We start from the raw sequence: 22,801 nt of genomic DNA, 5'->3' as shown, positions 1-22,801 counted from the left end.
AGACGGGATTCGAAGTGTAGGAGGCGAATTGACGAATTTAATACGGACATATGCGAATTGACACTTTTGCGCCGCTCGGACCGAACGCAAAAATGTCAACCTGCTCGTTTAAAGCCCCGCCCTTGGCACCCCGATCAGTGACAGATTTGCTTCGCTCTACGCCTGCGCGGCAAGGATCCAGTAAAGTTGCAGAAATACTGGGCCGCGTTCGAGACGCGGGAGCGCACAGTCAACAGGCTGGCCGACGAACTGATTCGTAAGCTTCCAGCGGGCGAAAGCCGCGACCTTTTAGAGCGATTCGCGACCGCGCATGTGGCGATGGGCGTAGGCTACCGGCGAGGATTAGCGGATTTCAAGGCGGCAGGTTTCGAACCTGCGGCGGGGGATAACGCCGTAGCAGGCGTCGACCGGGAGCCAGCCGCGCTGCTCGAGGAGGCCGCGGCGAAAATCTCTGTGGACAGCGCGCAAGTTTCCGCACGGGCTGACAGCGACGCACGACGCGCATCTGTTATCAGCATCGTCCTCATGCTCGTGGTGCTCATGCTCACCATGATCGGTGGCTACGTGTTCAGTCGAACGGTGTCAATTCCACTTGTGCGTGCAGTGGACTGTGCGCGGGCCGTTGCAATGGGTGATCTTTCCCTCGAATTCGAGACTCGCGGAAAGGACGAAATCGCCGAGCTGCTCACAGCGCTCAAGCACATGCAGACAAGCTTGGCACAAGTGGTCGGAGAAGTACGCCGCAACGCCGAAGGTGTGGCGACTGCAAGTGCGGAGATTGCCTCGGGCAACCTTGACCTGTCATCGCGTACCGAGGAGCAGGCGGCATCGTTGCAAGAGACGGCGGCCAGCATGGAGGAATTGACTACGGCCGTGCGGCAAAACGCGGATCACGCGAGCGCCGCATCCTCGCTTACCCAGAGCGCATGGCAAACCGCCACTTCTGGCGGCCAGATAATGAAGCGGGTCATCGAAACCATGGATGGTATCGCCGAGAGCTCGGAAAAGGTTAGCGAGATTATCTCGGTCATCGACGCGATCGCTTTCCAGACCAACATCCTTGCGCTGAACGCTGCGGTGGAGGCGGCGCGGGCCGGCGAAGACGGACGCGGTTTCGGTGTCGTGGCCGCCGAAGTTCGCTCGCTGGCACAACGTAGCGCGGCCGCGGCCAGAGAGATCAAGGAGCTTATCGAAAGCTCCTCCGGACGAGTTCAAAGCGGGTCGGCCCTCGTCCACGGCGCAGGGACGATCATCGCGGACATCGTTGATTCGGTGCAGCGCGTGACGCAGGTCGTCGGCGAGATCTCGGCGGCATCGGAGGAGCAACGCGGTGGCATTGAGCAGGTCAGTCTCGCCGTGACTCAAATGGACGAGGCCACGCAGAGAAATGCCGCGCTCGTCGAGCAGGCGTCCGCCGCCGCGCAGGCACTCGCAGTTCAAGCTGTGTCGCTCCGTGACGTTGTAGCTGTTTTTAAGCTGCGCGGTGACGCCGTGAAGACCGTATCGTTCGGCTGACGCCTGCTCCTCCAACCCGGCGCGGACATCTTGGTAGCGCCGGCCTCCCGTTGGTCGCTGCTCGAGGGCTCGTTGGCTTGCGCCTGAAGCGCAGACCGATTGCAGTTGCGTTCAGCCACAGAGAAGGCCGCCAGGATGATTTCAGTCGAGCGCGATGATTGCTTCCACTTCCACGCGTACGCCTTTGGGCAACGCTACGACTTGGTAGCACGCCCGTGCTGGGAAGGGCTCGGAGAAGAACTGGCTATACACTTCATTGACCGCACCAAATTCGCCCAAGTCAGTGAGCAGGACGGTGGTCTTCACGGTCTTTTTAAGCGATGTGCCTGCCGTCTGTGCAATAGCGCTCAAGTTCTTGAGGCTCTGCTGAATCTGTTCTGCCGCGTCGGCCCCTACGATCTCGCCCGTCTTCGGGTCGAGCGGAATTTGTCCGGATACAAAAAGAAACCCGTCTTTTGCAATCGCCTGTGAATAGGGGCCAATGGCGGCCGGTGCCAATGCTGTTTCGATCTTCTTCATTAGTTGTTTCAGGGCGGTTAAGTAGTTCGTGGGTGCGAGAAAGTGTGAATTGCTTGCCGCATAGAGGGCTCAAGGGGTGTCTCGCGATGTGACAACAACAGGAACCCTCCGCGCTAACGCACACATCAGTTCATATCCAATGGTCCCCGCAGACGATGCGACGTCGTCGATTTTCACTGCGTTACCCCAAAGTTCGACCTTCGAGCCAATACCTGCGTTGGGGCACGGCGTCAAATCAACCGTCAGCATGTCCATGGAAACTCGCCCGACCGTGCGGGTCGTCACCCCATCGACTGAGATCGGAGTGCCGGTGGGCGCATGCCGCGGGTACCCGTCGGCGTATCCGCATGCGACTACGCCAATTCGCATCGTTACTCCGGCTTGAAAAGTTCGCGCGTAGCCGACCGTTTCTCCGGCGCTCATTGTCTGGACGCCAATGATTTCGCTTTGAAGCGTCATGGATGCACGCAGTGGAAGGTCTTTCACGTCCTGCGAGAGTCCAGAAGGCGAACCGCCGTAGAGCATGATTCCTGGTCGGACCCAGTCGCGATGAGCGCGCGGGTGCCACAGTGTTGCTGCTGAATTCGCAAGGCTGCGCTCACCACGAATGTCGCGGGTCGTCTCATCGAACCGCTCGAGCTGCCAATCGACGCTTCCCTGGTCAGCATTCGCGAAATGGCTCATGAGAGCGATTTTGCCGATGCCATCCGTGGCAGAGATGCGCTCCCATGCTGCCCGATATTTGTCCAGTGTGAATCCGAGACGGTTCATCCCGGAGTTCATTTTCAAGAAGACGTCGATTGGCCGCGTGGGTTTGGCGGCTTCGATTAGCTCGCGCTGCTCGTCACAGTGAATCGCTGTTGCAAGGCTGAATTCTTCGGCGATGCTTACGTCGGCGCGTGTGAATACGCCCTCCAGGAGGAGAATCGGCTTTTTCCAGCCGAGTTGTCGGACGCGAACGGCTTCGTCGAGGTCGAGTAGAGCAATGCCGTCTGCATCTTTCAAGGCCGAATAAACGCGTTCGATTCCGTGCCCATACGCGTTCGCTTTCACAACAGCCAACGTGCGAGAATTCGGAGCGCGTTGGCGGGCCACCTCGAGGTTGTGCCTTACAGCGGAAGGGTGGATATAGGCTCGGATCGGGCGCGGCATAGGATCGGTTTTCAGGGAAGAAGTTGGAAAGAGGGACCTGTCTCTTCTGAACATAAAACCGCTCGTGCAGGTGTAGTGCTCACCGGTGTGGTCGCGATGTCGAGTGATTCTCGCCCGCGGACGAGCGGCTCCCGTTAAGAGTGTGGGGAGCATCAAACTGGAGCACAAAATGGGCGTTGACGGATCACCTCCGGACTCTTCCCGTCAGCAGCTTATGCAGCGGGTTGCCGCCGAGCTAGACACTAGTAGTCCGCTGATTGGTAGGCCGCTCTCTCGCGGACGAGAGGAGTTCAATGGCTCGGTCAATAATGCCGTTTCGTCTCCATTGCAGCGACTTTATATACGCAGTCTGCGGCGGGCCGAATTCGACCGGTAAATGACGCCAAGGCTCGTTGTTGTCCTTGATCCACAGCATTGCGTCGACCAGGACCCGTGGATCTCGTGCCGGGCGTCCCCACCCATGACGCCCCTGCGGCTCAAACAGGTGAGCTACGAGGCGCCATTGTTCATCAGTGACGGGGTACTTGAGCAAAACGTATCCAAGATTGCTGAGCAGGGGTTGACGTCCGGACTCGAAGGACGTCGTGATGGAAAGAGAACTGTACCGTGATGGCTTGTCGCAGAAACGGCTTTGTCCGCGGCTAATTGGCTGAAAGTCTGCGCGTATCGCCATCCGGATGATGAAATTCGGCATCGCACCCGGCATTCGCCTAAGTGCGCTGAGGCGGTATCCCGCGTGGGCGAGCTACGGCACTTTCCAATCCGATGCGTCCCAATGAACGACAACAAGAAAATTTCGTCATTACTTCGTCCATGAACCCTTTCCAAATGGAGTGAGTTTTCTGCAGCACTCGCTTGAATGAGCGATTCGCGCGAGAATTCGAGTTGACGATATAGCGTTTTAACGTTATCCATGCCTTGTTACACGTCGACTGCGCGAAAAGCCACCGACGTTAGGGCCACCTCTTCCGACCGAAGAGCTTCGATGGTGACCGCTAGCATGGACGGGTTTGGACCGGTGGCACGCTAGGGATACCCGACCACGGGGGATGGGTCCTGAGACCACCGGCGCGCTGGCGAAGCTAGAGGCGCGGGACCCGAAGCGTTAGCTGTTCGATCGAGCGTGTGGGGTCGGGCCAAGATGACGCGCATAGGGCCAAAAAGCCCGCCTTCGTAACGAAGTTTGGAGCGCATCAAAAGGGCTCGCTGCGGCTGCTTTCATCACCGGCGTGAAAATCGCCGCATCACGGCGCATCGGAGATGCTCATCGGATAATGCCTTTCGAACTTTTAAAAAGTCGATCTGCGTCGCCTGGTTTTGAATGGCATAGCGCGTTGCGCCGTTGTATGATTTTTCCGCACGCGTATGCGATGCGGGGTGTCAGTGTCACATTAAAACCAGAGGAAGACCATGAGTGTTATCGAGGGATTTGAGCGCTAGGCGCTCTTCAATATCACGCGCGCTGTTGCCTTGGTGTGCGTCACAGTGTTTTTGCTTGCAATTATAGGTGGTGTTATTTTCGGGGCTTCGGTCTGGCAGGACCACGTCGACATTCGCGTGCCTGCGCAGGAAATCGTCGAGCCACTCAAGCGGGTCGAGCAGTCACCAGCGAAGAGCGACCAAACGCAAGGTAGTCAGCCTCCGACTGGACAGGGCGCCGCACAAAGCCCGCTAGCTGGCTATCGGATTCCGTTCGCGCTGCAAAAGTATGTGTCTGACGACAACGCTCAAGTTGTTCGAAATCATCTGGACGACCTACCGGTGGCAGATAGGCAGGCCTATCTTGACGAACTCGGTGCTGTAGTCACATCTGCAGAAGCAAGCAAGGTCGACGTGATTGCGGCCATCAACTCCTACATGCGTACGAAGAGCGAGCGCTATAAGGAGGCTGCTGCAAAGACTGCCCAGAAGTGGGAGACACTGAAGCTCGTCGCCGCTGGAACTGCCAGTGGGCTGCTGCTTGTGGCTCTGTTTAGCCTCGTTTTGGTACTGCTTGCCATTGAGCGGAATACGCGACCTCTCCGGCAACCGGTTCCTGCTTCGTCTAAGCAGTCGGTTGGCGAGGTGGCACAAGCATGAACTTCTTTGTTCTTAGGGCTCGGACGCTTGTTGTCCATGGACTTGCGATTGCGGTGGCCACATGCGTCGTTGCGTGCGGAAAAGACGGCGCGGCTGGCACGTCGCAGGTCACGGACAAGAAATTCCCGGGATATCAGCAAGTTGGCAGCTCGGGCGACGCCGCGCAGTTGTGGTTCAATCCAACTGACATTGCTCGCAGCGGGAGCGGCTACGTTGTACATACGCTGAAGACCTTCCCTGATGGGTACGCACGCTTCGACGTGTCAACAAATTGCCGCGAGACGACGAAGCGCCTCGCCGGAACGCAATATCGATCCGACGGAACTGCTGGCACGGACTACCCCGGCAATGATGCCCCTGTATCGGCGAAGTCGGAACCGGGCATGGTCGAACTCATGTCGACGTCGTGTGGAATTGCAATGGCGGCGCGGGCGATCCAAGGTGAATTCAACGTCCCGGCGGCCCTTGAGCTCCTCTATGGTCCCTACGACGCGCAATCAAAGGCCTCGACGTGGGACGACGCGTCAGTTCCATCGGACCTTCCTTGGCGAGACAATCTTCAATGGTCGCCCGGCAAACCTTTGATTGTTACGGGCGTGGCGTCCTTCGGGTTTTCGGAAGGTAGTCAGCAGAAGAAGGTCCTCGTGACCAACGCTGTTTCAGACGGTGGCGGTTGCCACGCCTGCACTGGACTGCTAGGCGTCGCCATTTTCAGGCACGAGGGTGATGCATGGAAGATTGACTCCAGCCAACCTTATGTCGCTTCTATGGGGGCGATGGGTTCTGTCGGAGCTAACTTTTCTTGGGCTCCCGCGGGCGATGACAAGTACGCGCTGATAGTGACGGACGGAGACATGCATCAAGGTTATCAGACGGCGTACACGACTCCTTTCGTGCGTGGAAAAGACGGGAAATTTGCTCAAGTCGTTGACGACGCAGATACTGGTGCGACGGACACGGAGGCAGTGGATGTCGAGACGAGCTTCGTGAAGGGCAAGGATCCGGCGCACTACGACGTAATAATGCGCAGCGGCAAATTACGCGGAGCCGTTCGTTGCCGATCGATGCTGTGCGAGTCGCCGGGCCGGTTCCCGAGGATTTTCGGTCCGGCGAACTACGCATAATTACAGCGACTCCAGGAACTGAAGAAGACGGTCTGGCGGCCGATATCGACGGTTCTTCACGTGCGGCGGTTGAATGTTGTGGAGCGCGCGCTCTTTCATGGTGAGATCGGCTTCCATGTATCCATGTGTAGTCGACGGACTTTCGTGCCCCAGCCACAACGCGATGACGGACAGGTCAACGCCGGATTGAAGTAGATGCATGGCTGTCGCGTGCCTCACCAGGTGCGGTGATACGGATCGTTTGGCGAGTTGTGGGCATTGGCTCTTTGCCCGCGTTACAGCAATTCTCAGCCTGTCAGCGACGTTGGAGCGAGTCATCGCGTTGCCCGACCGGTTCGGAAACAGTCGTTGACTTGGTTCATCCTGGATACGTGGTAACCATCGCTTGATGAGCGTGGCCGTTGAACGCCATAGTGGAACCGTGCGTTGCTTTCGACCTTTGCCAAGAATACGGACAAAGGGTGCCGGGCCCAGGATGACGTCGCCGACACGCAGAGCGAGTATCTCCGATACCCGCGCCCCGGTGTTATACATGGTGGCCAGCAGGACCCTGTCGCGTTGGCCGAACCAGGTGTCAGGATCCGGCGCCGATATTAGCTGCTGGATCTCATCGCGCGACAGGAATCCAACCATAGGTTTCTCGCACCGCTTCATTGGCACCGCAAGTACACGCTGGATAACGTCCATCGATGCAATGTCACGATAGGCGGCATACTTCATGAACGACCGAACCGCCGCAAGTCGAACATTGCGTGTGCGCGCGCAGTTATGCCGATCAACCTCGAGATGTCGTAGAAAGGCCAGCACCGTCGGTGCGTCGATGTCGGCCAGCGTCAGATCGGATGGACACTTGCCGATGCGCTCAGAAGCAAATCTGAGAAACAGGCGAAACGTATCTCGATAGCTGGAGATAGTCTCCGGGCTGACGGCGCGTTGGTCCATCAATCGTTCGACGAAGAAGTCCTGTATGAGTGTGGCGAAACTCGGTGACGGGCGGACTTTACTCATGGCTCACTCCTTCAGCAAAGGACGCGAATTTCTCGCTCACCATTTCCATGAGGTCGGGCACAGCGCTCAGATACCAGTAGGTATCGCTCGGCTTCACATGCCCCAGATAGGTCGACAGGGCAATCATCCGGTTGTCGACATTCACGCCTTCCTGATGCCATTTCAGAATCCGCCGACAAACGAACGTGTGACGCAGATCCTGAATTCGAGGCGATACGTGGTCGCCTCGAGTGACCCACCCCAGTCGATCACGGAGACGAGCGAACGTCCAGTGAACTGTTCTCGCATCCAACCTTCTGCCGGCAAGACTCACGAAGAATGAATCGCACGGCTCAGCGACGATGACCAGTGTACGGCGGGCTCTGTATCGCCTCAGCGCGAGAGTCACCGTTGGGTGCATCACAATAAGGCGCGACTTTTTGAACTTCGTCTCACGCACAATCAGCGTGCCCTGAGCAAGGTTCACGTCGTCCATGGACAGATTGATAGCTTCCGAGATACGGAGTCCAGTTGCCGCAATCAGGCCGAACAGAGTTTCGTAGGTGAGCGGTCTGATCGAACCGGTGGGCAACATCGCGGCTGACGCTGAGAGGAGTTCGACGATTTCTTGCTCCGTGTAGATATGCGGCGTGAGCCGACGATGAGGCCGCCCGCACAGATCACGTGGCGGAATAGCAGTGGCTGGAGCGAATTGCCTGAGATACTTCGCGAAGGGGCGAATAACCTCAATCCTGCGCGCCCAAGTAATGGCCCTATCGCTCGGCGTCGAGTGCGCCCAATCAAGGACCAGCCTCTCACTGATTGGACCGCAATGCCCCGTGGCATCTGCGAAACGAGCGAAGTTCATCAGCGTTTGCCCCGAGATCTTAAGATCGAAACCGAGGCAGCGTCGTTCAGCCAGATACGCTTCCACCAGCGATACCATTGTGTCTGCTGACTTGACGGTGCGCTTCATGATGTGCTCCCCGGCCAGGGAAGCGCCACGATCTTCAAGCTGTTCTCGTCGATCTTCGTGTAGATCGCGGTGGTGTCGATGCTTTGATGGTGGAGTACGTCGGCGACTTCCTTCAGCGAAGAGCCTGACTCGAGAAGTCGTCGGGCAACGCTGTGCCTCAGTAGATGGGTCCCCGATCGATCAGTCCAGCCGCAACGAACGTACGCGGCATGCACTGCCCGATGAACGCAGCCCGTCGCTATCGGAACATCAGCCGGCGCATAAAGACGGACGAAGACAGCGCGAGATGTCGTCGTCACCTTCCTGGTCAACCGGATGTAGTCTGCGATTGCTTGACCAGTCGGTTCGGGCAGGGGGATGACGTATTCCCGTCGCGATTTGGTACGCTGGATGCGCAGCGTGCCTTCCCGCCAGTTGATATCGTCGAGCTGGATCTGCACGACTTCGGCTGCCCGTAAGCCAAGGTCCGCCAAACAGCGAATCATGGCGTAATCACGCAGGCCGCAAGCCGTATTGTGATCGAAGGAACTCAGGAGCCGCGCGATCTCGGTGTCCGAGAACGTTTCGGGCAGCGCTGCTAGCCGCCATCCGGCTACGCCCGGAACTGCCGCGATCAGCTCTTGGATGCAATCGCCATACTGCATGGCCCTGAATCGCAAATAGCTGCGCAGCGTTACGCCAGCTACATGAGCTGTTCCCGCCCCGCACCCATCAGGGTATCGCGTCACGAACCTGAGAATATCCCGATTCGATATCCGCGCCAGCTCAATGTCCTTGCGACCAAAGTAGTGGCCCAGGAAATCGCGAATGATGCGACCGCGCTGATATCGCGTGCACTCAGCAAGACTACAGACTTCCTTCAGGTATTCGGTGAAGCGGCACACCTCATGCCGTACAGTGTCTGGCTCTGACCATAAAAACCGAGGAACGGTGCTCGCGTTGAGCACAACCAGAAGATGTCGAAGTGCTGCACTCACATCTGCCCGACTTCTCGGAATGGGATCGGGGCACGAGCATCGCGGCAGATGGTCGTTAACGAACGTGCAGACAAGTCGATCGTCAATCCGGGCTGCGGCTATCCGATGTACATTGAGCCAATGCGCGAAGTGCGCGACGCACCTGACATAGTGATTGACGGTACTGGCTGCGTAGCCGGTATCAACGAGGTATTTGCAGTAGTCCTCTGCGAAGTCAGCAAGGACGCTGTGCCACAACCATGCCTGTGGTTGCGGTCGTAGTGGAACCAGGGCGATCATGATACTCTCCTGAAACGGATTACTACCCGATCAGGAAAGCACGCTTTTTTATGCGTAGTTTGTTCCGATACGCGGCGCTCCGCATGGCGAGTCGCACCAATGCTCGTGGCGCTCTGAAGAATGCAAACTCCGCGTAATTTGCCGCTGTGCATTATTCCGGCTACGCAGAATTGTGCGTAGCCGGAAAAATCGCATTCTCGTACACCGTCCCGGGTCAAGCGGCATACATCGCCGACCATATATATCAATTCTCAGGAGGCAAGTACGTGCTTGTGAGGAAGGACGATCCGCCGAAGGTTATTGCTGCAGGCGGTGCTTCTGACGGGGGCGCAATTGCCCCAGCCGTTGCCGGTGCGAGTGCCGCTATCACTCGTGTCAATCAGCTGCAAGCGACGGCGAGCCCCAGCTTTGATTGCCTGAAGGCCAGGTCGGATGCTGAGCACTTGGTCTGCAGTGACGGGGATCTGGCGTCACAGGACGTCGCGCTGGCGAATCTGTTCGTGCAAGCGAAAGAAGCTGTGACCGACAAGGCTGGTTTCCGGGAGCGAGTGCGCCAACAATGGAACTATCGCGAGTCGGCTTGCCACGATCGCGAGTGTCTCGCGCGGTGGTACGCAGCTCAGCGCGCGTACCTCTCGCAAGTCGCACAGACGGGCCGATTGGACTAAACCAGGCTGTGGGCACGTTCGGGATACAGGGCCGTGCTCGAATGTTTGCCCCAGCATTGATCGGAATTTGCTAGAAAGGTCCAGGAGAGTCGGCGCATAGGGAAGAAGCTGCACAACTTACGAACGCCGCAGGCGGACCCGACAATGCGGCGTGGGACCAAGTTTCCTGAGTGTTGGTGATGTCTTGAGGAACGCTCACGTCACGCGCTTATTGCCTGTTTGAATGGCCGCGTATCGGTGCTCCGTTCGAGATTGAACTGCGTCGGCTGTTCAAGCGACGCCTTCCCCTTTGCTTCAGCCTTCGCGATGAAGTCCGAAAGCTCCCGCTCCATCACTGAAACTTTGGCACCAAACTTTAGCGCTACAGCGCCGTGCCGGCGGCGCGTGATGCGAGCCAGCGCGAGAGCGGACATTGCGGCCTTAGAGCATTCGTATTCGACCTGCTCGCAAACGTCGATCGGATCCGCGAACTCCCTGAATGCATCGACGTACTCTCTCGCACTGTGAACGATAGCCGGATACTCACGCAGTTCAGAAATGGCCTTGCGGCTAAGGACGTCCCAGCGGATCCTTTCTGGGTACGAAAATGTAGGAAGAGACACGCCTTTGCTCGCTTCGCCGGTTGTCGGTCCAACGGGTTCCGCGGCTGCCCAAGCCGCCTTGTGCATCATTGTCCGGCAGCTAGGTGCGTAGCTTTCTAGCGACAAGGCCAAGTCTAGCGCAGTGTCCCACCTCTGCCGCCTGCGCTGCCGGGAATGCGATGTCGTGATAGCCGCGAGTGTAACGATCGAGCCGACGGCCGCTGAAGCCAGCGCCAAGGATAGCGGAGTGTCCCAGCCAAGTTGCTGGAGATGTTGAAGCAATTGTTGCGACATGCGATGCGCCTCGGGAGAGCGACGTGCCCATATTATAGGCAATTAGTGCAGCCGCGCGAGGCGTCGGCGCGCCTTTTCGCGGTTGGCCGAGCCGTTTACCTTGCATGAGAGCGCGCGGCTGAGCCGCCGTACGCGGTCCAGCAGCTTCGCGAGGAAACTCGGCGGATCGATGGGTTCGCGTTCGTCGGCGAAGGTCAGGAAGTGCGTCAGACCCAGGTCGGCCGCCGCCACGGTGTCCGCCGGCGGCAGCGGCGCGACCTGCTCCTCGCACAGAAGGCTCACGAAGTAGCGACCGGCCGCAGCAAGCGAAACTGTCAGGCTCGACGGTGTACCAGGCAACTCGCGACTCCACCGGACATCAAGCGGCTCGTTCATCTTTGCCAGCGTGAGCTTGCCATCGCGCAGCGTAAAGCCATTGCGCGTCAGCGAATAGCTCTACGCAGCGCGTTTGCGCTTGAACCGGGGAAAGCCTGCGCGGCGCGCGAAGAAGTTCCGGTATGCGTGGTCGAGATGCCGCAGTGCCTCCTGCAAGGCGAGGCTCGACACTTCGTTCAGCCAGTCCGTGGTGCATTTCAGGCGCGTAAGCTCCGCCGAGTCATTGACGTAGCTGCTGCGCAGGCCAACGTTGAAACGCGCCTGACGTCGCGCGAGCATATGGTTGTAGTCGAAGCGCGTGCAGCCGAAGTGTTTCGCCAGCAACTGCTCTTGGGCAGGTGTCGGGTAGAAGCGAAATCGTTAGGCGCGCTTTACGGGGATCTTGGCCCGTGTAGCGAGCCCGATTGAACGCGTAGGGGCGCCTGGATGCCAGCGAAAGTCGCGCCTTATATCTCCGCCCTGAAGGACCAAGTTTTACGGCGCTGCCGGATAACCATTGTCGTAGCGGTCCAGATGAACATCTTCCTGCGCTACTGCGTGCGTGCCGAAAAAAACAGGAAGCGTGGCGCGGTAGTCAGTATTCGATATGCGTCTGGGAATTTGGATCGAGCACATTCGAGCGGCATAGGCTCAGTGATATGCTCGATCGAAAAGCCGGCCGTGTGGAGCGCTCCCAGCATTGCAGAAAGAGGGTGGTGCCAGAAGCGCATCGTGACCTTGCGACCATCTCGTTCCCAGCTATCCTCAAATGCGTACGTCGCAAAATAGTCTTCGCCCTTGGCGAGAACATGATCCATGAAAGGGTGGTGGACCGAAAACACAAGCCTGCCGCCTGGTTTGAGAATCCTTCTGAACTCCCGTAGGGGTGTCGACCAGTCTTCGACATAATGCATGACCAGAGCCGACAGTACCAGGTCGAAGCGCGCATCAGCGTAAGGCAAGGAGGCACGCAAATCTGCTCGTACTAACGGAACCTGTGTGCCTAGTCGCAGCCGTGCGAGGGCTAGCAACCGTTCGCTGAAGTCAAAGCCGGAGACGAGAGCGCCACGCTCCACCAGGGCAGCGGCATGTGCCCCGCCGCCGCAACCGGCATCGAGCACGTGCAGGCTCCTGACGTCGCCGGCCAGCGCAAGAATGGCGGGCCTCTCGTAGAGCGCATTCCATGGGTTGCGCTCATTGTCCTCCGAATACGCTGCTGCCATCGCGTCATAATCGTTGACGGTCACGGATACACTCCTCGTAGGCGATCAATGAAGAATCAATGATAGACGAGGCGGACATGCGGCGCGCATTTCGAACTGTCCGGGCCAGTGTCGTGAACCGCTTACGCCAAGCCTTGAGCACCAAGATCGATGCCCTCCTGGGCACGAGCGCTTTCTGGGGTGTTCGGTACTCAGGGGCGCGGCGCGCCTGCACAAAATGAAAAACCGTTGCCAGGGACTTGTGCGAAATGCGGTCCCGGCGTTACGGTATGCGGTCGGTAGATTTGCTCCGGATCACCGTTTCTGGAAACGATACCGACTTTTTCATCGACAGAGGACAGATCTCATGAATAAGCAGGAACTGATTGACGCTGTAGCCTCGGCAACTGGCGCGAGCAAGACCTTCACTGGCGAAGCCATCGATAGTGTCATCGGCGCGATTACTCGGGCTGTGGCTAGCGGCGATGCCGTGCAACTGGTCGGTTTCGGTTCCTTCAGTCAGGGGAAGCGCGCTGCTCGCACCGGCCGGAACCCGGCGACGGGTGAGGAAATCAAAATTGCAGCGGCAAAGACAGTGAAGTTTGCGGCGGGCAAGGCTTTCAAGGACGCGGTCAACGGCGTGCGAAAATGATCCTTTCGGCGTCGCGCTGGAGTGCTCCAGCAGGCACTGGTCTTTGGAGCTACCGGCGCGGGCCGGCGTGCCGTCAGTTGGCTCAGCGATAGCATGGAACATGGTAGGGAGCATCGATGCCGGTAACACAAGATGAGAAGGAATGGCGAGCGCGCGTTGAAGCGTCGATTTCTGCTTGTCTACGCGACAGATATCGCATTCGCGGCGCCGTCTCCACCGTCGTCAAAGGTGCGAACTGGACTTTCGCAGTCGATGATGGCAATCGTTGTGTGGCCTTCGTTCGCCTGTACCGTACTTCGGGCCGTTCTTCGGTCGAAGTGGCAAGCGAACTGGAACTGCTATGCGCCGTTCGAGCCACACCTGCGCTCGAGGTTGCCCGGCCGCGCCCGGACCGTTTTGGCGAGGTATCTTCGGAAATTGAGTTGCCCGATGGCACGCGGCGCCTCATCGCAATATTTGCTCCTGCAGAGGGCCGCGAACTGGCTCCAACGATCGAAGATTATCGTCGTGCAGGGGCTGCACTTGCCGATCTGCACACGCAGAAAGCTCTCACGAATCTTGCTCCCGACAGGGATATCCTGTTCGGCGAACGTCGGAATGCGGAAACGATCGCGATGATTGCTGACCGGTCTCCACCGGCTGCACACGCAGTTAAAGACGCATTCGATGAGTTCAGACGTTTGGGCGCCAACGTGCCTATCGGTCCAGACGGGTTTTGTCACGGAGACGTCAGACCGGCGAACATGCGGATCGAGGGCGAGCGCGTGACGTTCATCGATTTCGACGATTGCGGGCGCGGTCCCCAATTACTCGATGTTGCGGCAATGGCGCTGTGGTTGGAAGTCGGTACCTATGAAAACGCTGCCGCTTTGTGGCGGGCCTTCCTCGCTGGGTATGGCATGTGCAAAAGCGTACCCTCCTATCTGTCCGTGCGCTTTTTCGTCGTAGAGCATCAAGTGCGCATTATCAGGTTCCTGTTCGACTACTGTGAACTGGATGACGGGCTGTGGGACCAGACTTTGAACATGACTCGGGCAATTGTGCACAAAGCAGTGCGTGGCGAGTTGCGAACATTGCGCGAAGCTGCGCCAGCTTGAAATACACGCAGCTTCTGAGAGGTAATCCCCTCACGGCGGTAAGTTCGCATGAGCTGCCGGACGGTATTCAGCTTCTCAGGCCCCATTAGGCGTGCGCTGGAATTGTCACGGTCGGAATCGCGCTGACATGCGCGCCAGAACCTGTGTCGATACTCAAACACTTCGAACCTTCTCCGGCAAAAAGCCTGAAGGTATCTTGGTTGCGGAAATTCGAAATACGTCTCGGGCTCCCGCCCGACACAACACTGAGCCCGCTACGTGGCTCGATTGCGCCGATCCTGAGGTGGCTCCAATATGCCGATCATCGATTGGCCCGATGGCGCCGATTGTGCGCTAGTGATCGTTAATCGAAGGCTATTGCTGTGCATTGCGCGAGAAATCGATGACGTCGGTGTGCTGTCTGACCTTCGCATCCACCAGCAGATGCAGGGCACTTAAGGTCTTCGCGAATGCCTCTTCGCGTGTACTGAACAACATGTTGACACGCGGAACGTGCGTCACGACGCCCTCGACTGTCTGCCGGATCGGCTGGCGAAGGACATACGGGCCAGTTCGGATTTCGCCAGAAATTTCGACAACCAGTTCGTAGCCCCGATAGGTCTGCGTCCTGGACTCCTGCATATGCCGCCCTCGCTTTCGAGACGCTCAGATCGTAACGCACATCGAGAAAACAGGTTTCGGGCCGCCCCCAGGTTCAGACACGTCAATCATTCGCTGGACGCATCGTATGAAATTTCCCCCCGGCGAACAGCATCCCAAATCGCCCATTGTGTGGCGGAAGATCCTGCGCATCGTTTTGCGGCATCAGTATATCGGCGTCACGAGGTTATCCCCGGCCAGTCTTCATCACATGGTTAGCGACGCCGACGTGCGGAAAATGCCAGACGCTTGACAGGAGGGCGCCGGAAGGTGCCGGTTGATCTCCTTGACGAACACTTCCGGCGTGATGATCGGCTTTTGCACAACGATCCTGAAAAGAGGGCCCATCGTGACATGTCACTCAAATGAACCGCCCCACGATTCGGCACCGGCCTGCCACAGGCGTTGCCAGCAACAGATCAACGTTTTGCGGCTGCGCCTCATCCGCTCGATGGCCGCTCGACGTCGGCGGCGACCGGCCCGACGACAACGCTTCTCTGCACTGCGCAGGGACCCGTTTTCCGGCAAATGCCTTTACGGCAGCGGTGGCGTCGACGCAGTGCAGTGGGCACCTGTCACCGCCTGCGACGCGTGTGCGCCACAACGAACGAACGTAATCCGGAGCGATGATTTGCGTATGGTATGTTGCTGGCCTGCAATATCCTGATCATATGAGGTTGACATGCACGGTGAGCAAGTTGAAAGGTGATGAGGAGCATTCGCGGGCCACGCGCAGGCCCCTGCGGCTGGGCCTGACCGGGCCGCGCGTCCTCTTCTGCGTGGGATTGCTGGTCGCGCTGTGCATGCTTGGCGTCTGTGCGACGATCCTCTATCAGGCCCGGGTTGATGCCTTGAACCGTGCGCGTGAAACCTCGAGCAATCTCGCCCTGCTGGCCGAACGCGACATCGAGCGCAATTTTGAACTCTACGATCTGTCGATGCAGGCTGTGGTCGAGGGACTGCGCGATCCTGAAGTGCGGGGTTCTTCCGCGCATCTGCAGCGCCTGGCGCTTTTTGACCGGGCGGCCACCGCCCGATATCTCGCCGCAATGCTGGTGATCGACGCATCCGGGCGGATCATCCTGGACGCAGCCAATGACACGCCCCGGTCGGGCAACTTTGCTGACCGTCCATACTTCACGGTGCATCGGGACAATCCGGATGTCGGCCTCTATGTCAGCGATCCGTACCACTCGAGATTGCGTGACGCCGCGCCGAGCATTGCGCTGAGCCGGCGCATCTCGAATCCTGACGGCTCCTTTGCCGGCATTGTCGTGATTGCCGTCGACCTGGGCTATTTCCGCACGCTGCTGGGCGGTCTGTCGCTCGGCCCGCATGGTGCGATATCGCTGATTGGCCGCGACGGCATCATGATCATGCGCCAGCCCTACGACGCAAAAATCATCGGCCGCGATATCAGTCAGGCGAGTACGTTCCGGCGCTTCCGCGCCGCTCCTGAAGGCAGTTTTCCGGAAACCGCGTCGATCGACGGCGTGCGTCGCCTGTATGCGTTCAGGAACTTCCCGAACCTGCCCCTGATCGTGATGGTGGCTGAAGCCGAAAACGATATCTACGCGGCCTGGCGTGCGAGGGCGATCAGGATCGGTTCAGTCATGGCAGTCTTCGGTGCAGCGTTCGTGGCAGTCTCCTTTCTGCTGGGGGTGCAGCAACGTAACCGGATACGTGCCGAGGCGGAACTGAAGATGCTCGCACGCACCGACGGGCTCACCGGCTTGCATAACCGCCGCACACTCGGCGAGATCCTGGAGCAGGAGTGGCGCCGGGCGCGTCGCAGTCACCGCGCCTTTTCGCTGCTTTTTATCGATATCGACTGCTTCAAGTCCTATAACGATACCTACGGTCACCAGGCGGGCGACGACACGCTCGCTGTAGTAGCCCGATGCATCAGCAGCAATATCCGCAGACCGGGCGACAACGCGGCACGCTACGGTGGTGAAGAATTTGTCGTTGTACTGCCCGACACGGATGAAGCAGGCGCAATCACAATGGCCGAGAGCATTCGCCGGCAGATCAGCGATCTGGGCATCGCGCATGCCGCTAGCCCCTTTGGGCATGTGACCGCAAGTGTCGGCGCCGCGTGCGTGCAGGCGGATAGCGGCAACGACGTCGACGCAGTGGTGCGCGCCGCGGACCGGGCGCTATATAACGCCAAGCATGCAGGCAGAAACCGGGTGGCGGTGTTCAGTGAGGAGACGGAGACACCAGCGTAGAGCGCATCATGATCAGGTCGGCTGTGCACCGGTTTCCCTATACACGGTCGCAGCGACTGCGGCGAACCTGCGATGTCACGCTCAACGTTGCACGGTTCGATTCCGGGGTGTTCGCCTATGAAGCGTGGGTGCACCATGCCGGAATCTTCAAGGGCAATGGCCTGGTGTTTCCGCTTACGTCAGGCAATGCAGACGATGCGGCAGCAGAGGCCCGTAGCCGTATTGAGTCCGATATTGAGTAGCTGGCCGGCATAAGCGAATGACACGTGGTCGCCATTCTCCGGTGATCGGCGACCGGACGGGTACTTTATGGTATTCGTGAACACGCGGAGATCGCCGGCATGAGCGAGGGGACGCCTGACCAGCGCTATCTGGCGTGGCGCCTCGCTGCGCTCGGCCCGGGCGCGGTTGTGATGCCGCCCAACAAGACCGTTTATAGGCATGCAGTCTGTCACGCCGCAAACCGTTGTCGTTGTAGTCCTCACCGATACGGGAATCAAGCATATGAATCACTAAACCCAGCTTGGAAAAAGCTGGAAGGTCCGTATAGGCAGTTTTGTATTTGTCTGCGGGCACTGGGTGATTACGCGGCAGAACGGCTGTTGAAAGACAGTCAGCCCTTCAGAAAACAGCCGTTCGATTCGCAGCCCTTCGACGCTACGTCACAAGCATGCATCGATTGCCGGAAGATCGAACAGGTGCATCTTTCTCCAACGACCAGACGAATTTTCCAGCAGAGTTACAGAACTGCAGCACGTTCGAATTGGCGCGAGCTCACCAAGTCGGTGTTCCAGTTCGAGAGCGGCAGAATCTGCGATTTCTGCATTTCCATGCGCGACAGTCAGATGCGGAACTATGCCTGCGTGTGCTCCCCCATATGCGCGAAATATGGGGAAGCGTTCGACAAGCGCGGTCGTCAAGGCGACGAATGGTTCCGAAGGATCCGGGGCAAGATAGGTCGTGATCGCAAATCGCCCAATGCTCGTCAACGAAAACTCGAATGCTTTTACGGAACTCAATACGGCTTGTGCCTGGCGAAGTATGTCGGACGTAATTTCGTCCGGCGACAGGAAGGGAAAGAGAACGGTGACATGCGCTGGAACGCCCAAGGCGGCGCTTGCGTCAAAACGACTTCGCAATTCTGCTACTGCCGACTCGGCTGCGGGAACCTCAACGATGAATGCCGACGTGGACATGGAGAGACGCTCTTCGCCTGATCGTTGGACGCGACAATAGGATTGTCGCGATTCTACTATCGCAAGTCCAACGGCCGCGGGCCTTTATCAATTTCGGGCGCGCGCGTGAATCAGGCCCAACCGCGGGCGCCTGACCCATGTCTGTTTTAGTGCGTCGGCGTGAAAGAAACACCGCGCAGCACTTCCGCAAACCCTGCGCTACGGACCGTGACGAACTTTTCCTGGGCGGCGCCCGCAGCGGTCGTGTTCTTCAGCAAATCACGGATTGCCACCAGCTTGTTCGGATCCGCGCCCTGGTCGCCGCTGCCGCTGACGGTCGACGTGATCGCCCACACCATCACTGTGCCGTCGCTCCCGACAGTGCCCATCAGGTTACGCAGGCCGTCTGTTGCTGGTGCCCACGGCAGACCGGTTGCCGTGTTCGCTCCGGTCGGATAGCCGTTCACCATGTATGGCTGGCCGAGGTTCAGGCCGTTCTGCAACGTGTACGCCAGCGTCCAGCTCTGCGTCGTCACGTTGTACACCCACTTCTGCAGGCCCGCGAGCGACTGCGCGGCCGCATGCGTGTACAGGTCCGAACCGCCCGCACCGTCGCCTTCGTCTGCCACGTACAGCGTATTCGCATCCGCGAACCACAAGCCGAATGGGAAGTGTGTCGGATTCGTCGTCTTGTTCGACGAAGTCGGGAAGCCGCGGAGCACACACATGTTGCTCGGCAGGCCATTGGCCTGCAACGTCGCGGGGCTATAGGTGAGCGGTTGGGTAGGCAGCGTCGCGTTCGGTGCCGGCACACCCACGCCATTCGGACACGCGGTACCCGTCGTATCGAGGAAGTACACGGTGTTCACGCCGTTGCCGCCGCTGCCCTTCGTGTAGTACAGCACGTTGTTGAAGATTGTCAGGCCGCGGAAGTTGTCGTCCTTGCCGATCTTGTCGGGCTTCGCGCCCAGTTCGGTAACGGAAAAGCTGCCGACGGGCGTCGGCGTCCCCGGTGTTTGCTGCGCTTCGTGCTGGCTCGATCCGTCGATCACCTGCGCGCCAGCGCCGAGCACAATGCCGTTGGGCTGCGGGTTCCCGCCGTTGCCTGCATTGCCGGCCGTGTAGATGATGTTCTGGCCATTGCTGTCGTTGAGGATCGCAGCACGGCCGTTATTACCGCTGTAGGCGTTGGTTTCCGTGAACTTGAACTGGCCGTTCTCATCGACACGCGCCACTGCGCGATAGACGCTCTCGCCGACGGGATTGGTCGGATCGACCGCACCCGGCGTGTTCGAATTGGACACATCGATCCCGTTGACCGGAGCGACATAGCCCATGAACGTCAGGTACTTGCCGTCCGTCGACAGGTTCAGCGCCATTTCCGACTTCGACGAGAAGCTCGTCACCATCTGGTCGCCACCCTGACCCGGATTCATGCTGTTCGGCACCTCAAGCGTGTTGACGAGTTGGCCGTTCGGCGTGATCTGGTCAAGGAAGGCGCGTGCAGTGATGCCGAAGCTCGGGTCATAGAGCGCGTTGTTAAAGACGTACGGAAACGTACCGTCGTTCGTCGCGCCGGTCGCTGCGGAGCAGCCTCCTTGTGTGCTCGCACAGTTCGGCGGCAGCACCGTGCCGGGTTGAACATTGCTCGACAGATTGTCGTAAACGCCGCGGCTGACGACCAGATTGCCGGGCTGGAACTGGCTTGCATGGGCCGCTTGTGAAGCCACGCCGGCGGCGATCAGGGTGAGGGCAATCGCGGGCCGAAGGAAAACATTTTGCATCTACAGACTCCGTTTGCTTTGAAGAAACCGGTTGAGTTCTCTGGCGCTCTGTATGGCACAACGTGGGGAGCTGCTGCGACTTTAACGATGCTTGATGAAAGTAGGATTGCGGCGACCTTGCAATTTGCCTGTTCGATCAAGTGCGCGCGTGCTGCTCCCTTATATGACGCGAAAGCAGGCCAACCGGACTACTTCTGGCGCACGGACAAGACCGCATGGCGTGGCACTACGTTTGTTTCTGATTCTTTAATGTGGGCCGTCCCCTTCACTCTGTCGCTCCGCGACAGGGCGAGGCATGAAGGCACAGCAGAATGCCGGGGATGAGACGTTCACCACCGATGGTTCCTGGTCTTCTGATGAATGCACGACGGTGGGTGTGACGTCAGTGCAGGTGAAATGACCTCCCGGAAAGAGCGCACAGACGATTGACAGCAGGTCCATGGGAGGATCTGCGCATTTCGTTCGGTGTCGAGACCGGATTACATAATTGACTTTCAGTGAGAGCCCTTCGGCACGATGGTTTCGTCTCGGTTCACTAGTCGGCGTTGCCTGATCCGGTGTCCGGCGATTTATTCGTCCTCGGTGGCTACGTCGTAGCACGTGTGGCAGGCGGTGCAAACCATGGGTTGGAAACCGCCTCGCACCTTCAGCGGCATCAATGGCTGTTCCTCGCCGGCGAGAAAGCAGGCCGGGCAGGGGAAACTTTCGTGTGGCCGAAGCCGATGCCAGCGCTCTACAAACCGCTGCACCTCCCTCGGCGGCGCGCCGACCGATTCCAGATGATCGAGAAGAACGTGAAAGAGCGCAGGGTTTTTCATAGAGCATCTCCGTTTCACCGCGCGTCAGAACTGCGCGATGGTGCTTTATTTATCCATCAAAACCTGGATTGCGGGAGAGAGTTGAAGCTGATCGAACCCGCAATGACGAGGAGCGCAAGCGACAGTATCGTGGAGATATGTACAGGTCAAAGCCGGAAAAGAGACGGGACACCGGCAGCGCCGGCCCATCGAGTTCCGACCTACAGCGGGCGGGCCATGTCATGGCCAGATCCAGATGTCCCATGTTAGAAATTCGAGTTGTACGTTTTCGGATCATCGGGCCGTTCTGCTTCGCGACCTCTGCATTGAAACATTGGCTGCAAAGCAGCCTCTAGCCGCTCGCGATGAAGGTGGAAGGAACGGCGTCGTAAGCCGCGATAGGTACTGCGCACTGATCACATCGATCCTTTTTCATGTTGGTTTCCTTTGCCGGTCATGCGGCATCTTCTGCGCGGACAGGGGGACGAAGGCGATACAGTTCACAAGATTCGCAGCGACCATCATCACGTACTTGTCACTGTCTTCCGAGACGATTCGTTTCAGCCAGTTTGCCGTCTCCGACCACACGCAGGCGAGCAGGTTCTTCTCGGGATGGCTCCCGATGTATTGCTGCATCAGGCGGTCCCGGAGCGGTGGACTCAGGTCTTCGCCCAGCTTGACGGTGGTCACGTAGGTCCGCTGCTGCCGCTCCTGCTCATCTTCCGAAATCAAAGGCCATGTCAAGCCCGATTCTTTCATGGCTTGAAAGCACAGAAGGAGAAGTTCGAAGGCAAACTCCATTTTCCCCAGCGACACGCCCAACTCCTTGAGCACGAGAACCGAGCCGAGCATATGAGGTTGGGCAAGATGTATTTCATCGATCAGGTCCTCCTTCTGCCTCAGATTCATCGCCTGCACCGCTCTCATGGCTCGGGCGACAGCGTCCAGCGAAATACGGTTCATTGTGTTTCCCCTGTAATCGACGGGGTTGGATTCCACGGATCCCCTGTCCGTCGTGGCGTGTTGGGGCCGTTCGAAGGACCAATCGCAGGTTCACACCAGTCGCGGGCAGGCGGCCTGTTCGTTCACCGGGCGGTTTGCCGATCGGCCCGTGCGCGTATGTCGGCGGCCGTGGCGATCGGCAACGCGATGAAGTCACGTTCGGGCATCTCGCTGTACGACCGCGGGAACGGCAGATAGAGTCGGACGCGCCATTGCGAGCCATCCTTGCGACCCGCGTACGGATGCAGAATCTCACCGTCCAGGGTACGCCGGTCGAAGCGCAGTACGCCCTTGTGCGGGTAAGGCGCGTCGGCGCCTTCGAACCGAGCGCGCATCATGTGATTGACGACGTCGTTCGGATATCCCGGGTGTCCCGACATGTCCGCCGCCTGGATCGCGGCCCGGATCGCGTCCTCATCCGTCAGATGGCACCGTGCAAGCTCGTGTTCATCGAACACGACTTCCTTCGCAACGTACGGCGGCCCGTGATACCAGTTTGGATCGTCGTTATCGAGCAGGATGGCGATTACGGTGCGCGTGCCGAGGTCAGTGCAACGCCAGCGGAACCCGGCGGAGCCGAGAAATTCAAGTCCAATGTGAAAGTCGGAATGCTCCATGGCAACGTGCGGCGTCGGATGGTTTACTCATAAGTCAGGAATTTTGCGGACAGATGATCTATGCTTGAGCGATAGCTATTGAGAGCATCGCCCATGAAAC

At 58.6% G+C, this 22,801-nt stretch carries 21 protein-coding genes and 1 pseudogene; 6 read left to right on the top strand and 16 right to left on the bottom strand.

Annotation, left to right across the window (positions count from 1 at the left end):
• The first annotated feature begins 144 nt into the window (after positions 1 to 144).
• Entirely contained in the window at positions 145 to 1,515 is a 1,371-nt protein-coding gene (locus EVC45_RS38505) for a methyl-accepting chemotaxis protein (RefSeq protein WP_129963351.1), read from the top strand.
• Between the two features lie 141 nt (positions 1,516 to 1,656).
• On the opposite strand, the gene EVC45_RS38500 is transcribed toward EVC45_RS38505, so the two are convergent.
• From EVC45_RS38500 to EVC45_RS48060, 3 genes are all read right to left on the bottom strand, one after another.
• Positions 1,657 to 2,034, bottom strand: coding sequence for a RidA family protein (locus tag EVC45_RS38500; protein ID WP_129963350.1), 378 nt, complete (start codon positions 2,032 to 2,034; stop codon positions 1,657 to 1,659).
• Between the two features lie 69 nt (positions 2,035 to 2,103).
• Positions 2,104 to 3,186, bottom strand: a complete 1,083-nt coding sequence (alr, locus tag EVC45_RS38495) for an alanine racemase (RefSeq protein ID WP_129963365.1) — start codon at positions 3,184 to 3,186, stop codon at positions 2,104 to 2,106.
• 235 nt (positions 3,187 to 3,421) lie between these two features.
• A complete protein-coding gene (locus EVC45_RS48060) occupies positions 3,422 to 3,859 on the bottom strand; it encodes a transposase (RefSeq protein WP_373683116.1) in 438 nt (145 codons plus the stop codon).
• 812 nt (positions 3,860 to 4,671) lie between these two features.
• On the opposite strand from EVC45_RS48060, the gene EVC45_RS38485 reads away from it, so the two are divergent.
• Together EVC45_RS38485 and EVC45_RS38480 are read left to right on the top strand one after the other, a co-directional pair.
• The gene (locus tag EVC45_RS38485; RefSeq protein WP_129963348.1) at positions 4,672 to 5,265 is read left to right on the top strand and encodes a hypothetical protein; all 594 of its coding nucleotides are present in this window, start codon (positions 4,672 to 4,674) and stop codon (positions 5,263 to 5,265) included.
• The gene (locus EVC45_RS38480) at positions 5,262 to 6,389 is read left to right on the top strand and encodes a hypothetical protein (protein ID WP_129963347.1); all 1,128 of its coding nucleotides are present in this window, start codon (positions 5,262 to 5,264) and stop codon (positions 6,387 to 6,389) included. The genes EVC45_RS38485 and EVC45_RS38480 overlap by 4 nt, the downstream gene beginning before the upstream one ends.
• On the opposite strand, the gene EVC45_RS38475 is transcribed toward EVC45_RS38480, so the two are convergent.
• The 7 genes and pseudogenes from EVC45_RS38475 to EVC45_RS38445 form a co-directional block, all read right to left on the bottom strand.
• Positions 6,390 to 7,397: a site-specific integrase gene (locus EVC45_RS38475; protein WP_129963346.1), complete on the bottom strand. Its 1,008-nt coding sequence runs from the start codon at positions 7,395 to 7,397 to the stop codon at positions 6,390 to 6,392.
• Positions 7,390 to 8,352 (bottom strand): tyrosine-type recombinase/integrase, encoded by a 963-nt coding sequence (locus EVC45_RS38470; RefSeq protein WP_129963345.1) that lies wholly within the window; start codon positions 8,350 to 8,352, stop codon positions 7,390 to 7,392. Before EVC45_RS38470 ends, EVC45_RS38475 begins: the two co-directional genes overlap by 8 nt.
• Complete coding sequence (locus tag EVC45_RS38465) at positions 8,349 to 9,608, bottom strand: site-specific integrase (RefSeq protein WP_129963344.1); 1,260 nt, start codon at positions 9,606 to 9,608, stop codon at positions 8,349 to 8,351. Before EVC45_RS38465 ends, EVC45_RS38470 begins: the two co-directional genes overlap by 4 nt.
• A gap of 868 nt (positions 9,609 to 10,476) precedes the next feature.
• Positions 10,477 to 10,947, bottom strand: a complete 471-nt coding sequence (locus tag EVC45_RS38460; RefSeq protein ID WP_248295425.1) for a hypothetical protein — start codon at positions 10,945 to 10,947, stop codon at positions 10,477 to 10,479.
• Positions 10,948 to 11,193: 246 nt separating this feature from the next.
• Positions 11,194 to 11,526 carry a transposase gene (locus EVC45_RS38455; protein WP_129963342.1) on the bottom strand — a complete coding sequence of 111 codons (333 nt, stop codon included), beginning with the start codon at positions 11,524 to 11,526 and terminating at the stop codon, positions 11,194 to 11,196.
• A gap of 60 nt (positions 11,527 to 11,586) precedes the next feature.
• Positions 11,587 to 11,874 (bottom strand): annotated as a pseudogene (locus tag EVC45_RS38450) (helix-turn-helix domain-containing protein); the annotation flags it as partial.
• Positions 11,875 to 12,056: 182 nt separating this feature from the next.
• A complete protein-coding gene (locus EVC45_RS38445) occupies positions 12,057 to 12,752 on the bottom strand; it encodes a class I SAM-dependent methyltransferase (RefSeq protein WP_129963340.1) in 696 nt (231 codons plus the stop codon).
• Between the two features lie 322 nt (positions 12,753 to 13,074).
• Here EVC45_RS38445 and EVC45_RS38440 point away from each other — a divergent pair, with 322 nt between their 5' ends.
• A complete protein-coding gene (locus EVC45_RS38440) occupies positions 13,075 to 13,359 on the top strand; it encodes an HU family DNA-binding protein (RefSeq protein ID WP_129963339.1) in 285 nt (94 codons plus the stop codon).
• Positions 13,360 to 13,475: 116 nt separating this feature from the next.
• The gene (locus EVC45_RS38435) at positions 13,476 to 14,456 is read left to right on the top strand and encodes a phosphotransferase enzyme family protein (RefSeq protein ID WP_129963338.1); all 981 of its coding nucleotides are present in this window, start codon (positions 13,476 to 13,478) and stop codon (positions 14,454 to 14,456) included.
• Positions 14,457 to 14,810: 354 nt separating this feature from the next.
• On the opposite strand, the gene EVC45_RS38430 is transcribed toward EVC45_RS38435, so the two are convergent.
• A complete protein-coding gene (locus tag EVC45_RS38430) occupies positions 14,811 to 15,077 on the bottom strand; it encodes a hypothetical protein (RefSeq protein ID WP_129963337.1) in 267 nt (88 codons plus the stop codon).
• A gap of 758 nt (positions 15,078 to 15,835) precedes the next feature.
• Here EVC45_RS38430 and EVC45_RS38425 point away from each other — a divergent pair.
• The gene (locus tag EVC45_RS38425; protein WP_248295426.1) at positions 15,836 to 17,326 is read left to right on the top strand and encodes a sensor domain-containing diguanylate cyclase; all 1,491 of its coding nucleotides are present in this window, start codon (positions 15,836 to 15,838) and stop codon (positions 17,324 to 17,326) included.
• Positions 17,327 to 17,988: 662 nt separating this feature from the next.
• On the opposite strand, the gene EVC45_RS38415 is transcribed toward EVC45_RS38425, so the two are convergent.
• The 5 genes from EVC45_RS38415 to EVC45_RS38395 all read right to left on the bottom strand — a co-directional run bounded on the left by EVC45_RS38415 (position 17,989) and on the right by EVC45_RS38395 (position 22,701).
• On the bottom strand, positions 17,989 to 18,522 hold the full coding sequence (locus EVC45_RS38415) for a 2'-5' RNA ligase family protein (protein WP_129963336.1): 534 nt from the start codon (positions 18,520 to 18,522) through the stop codon (positions 17,989 to 17,991).
• A 146-nt stretch (positions 18,523 to 18,668) separates the two neighbouring features.
• A complete protein-coding gene (locus EVC45_RS38410) occupies positions 18,669 to 20,285 on the bottom strand; it encodes a hypothetical protein (protein WP_248295424.1) in 1,617 nt (538 codons plus the stop codon).
• 569 nt (positions 20,286 to 20,854) lie between these two features.
• A complete protein-coding gene (locus tag EVC45_RS38405; protein WP_129963335.1) occupies positions 20,855 to 21,103 on the bottom strand; it encodes a hypothetical protein in 249 nt (82 codons plus the stop codon).
• A gap of 411 nt (positions 21,104 to 21,514) precedes the next feature.
• A complete protein-coding gene (locus EVC45_RS38400; protein WP_129963334.1) occupies positions 21,515 to 22,045 on the bottom strand; it encodes a hypothetical protein in 531 nt (176 codons plus the stop codon).
• A gap of 122 nt (positions 22,046 to 22,167) precedes the next feature.
• Positions 22,168 to 22,701: a hypothetical protein gene (locus EVC45_RS38395; RefSeq protein ID WP_129963333.1), complete on the bottom strand. Its 534-nt coding sequence runs from the start codon at positions 22,699 to 22,701 to the stop codon at positions 22,168 to 22,170.
• Between the last annotated feature and the right edge of the window lie 100 nt (positions 22,702 to 22,801).

Origin of the sequence: Paraburkholderia sp. UYCP14C, from assembly GCF_004197395.1 — a bacterium.
Lineage (GTDB): Bacteria > Pseudomonadota > Gammaproteobacteria > Burkholderiales > Burkholderiaceae > Paraburkholderia.
The sequence above is the reverse complement of the archived record's forward strand: the minus strand, read 5'-3'. Positions and strand labels throughout refer to the sequence as shown.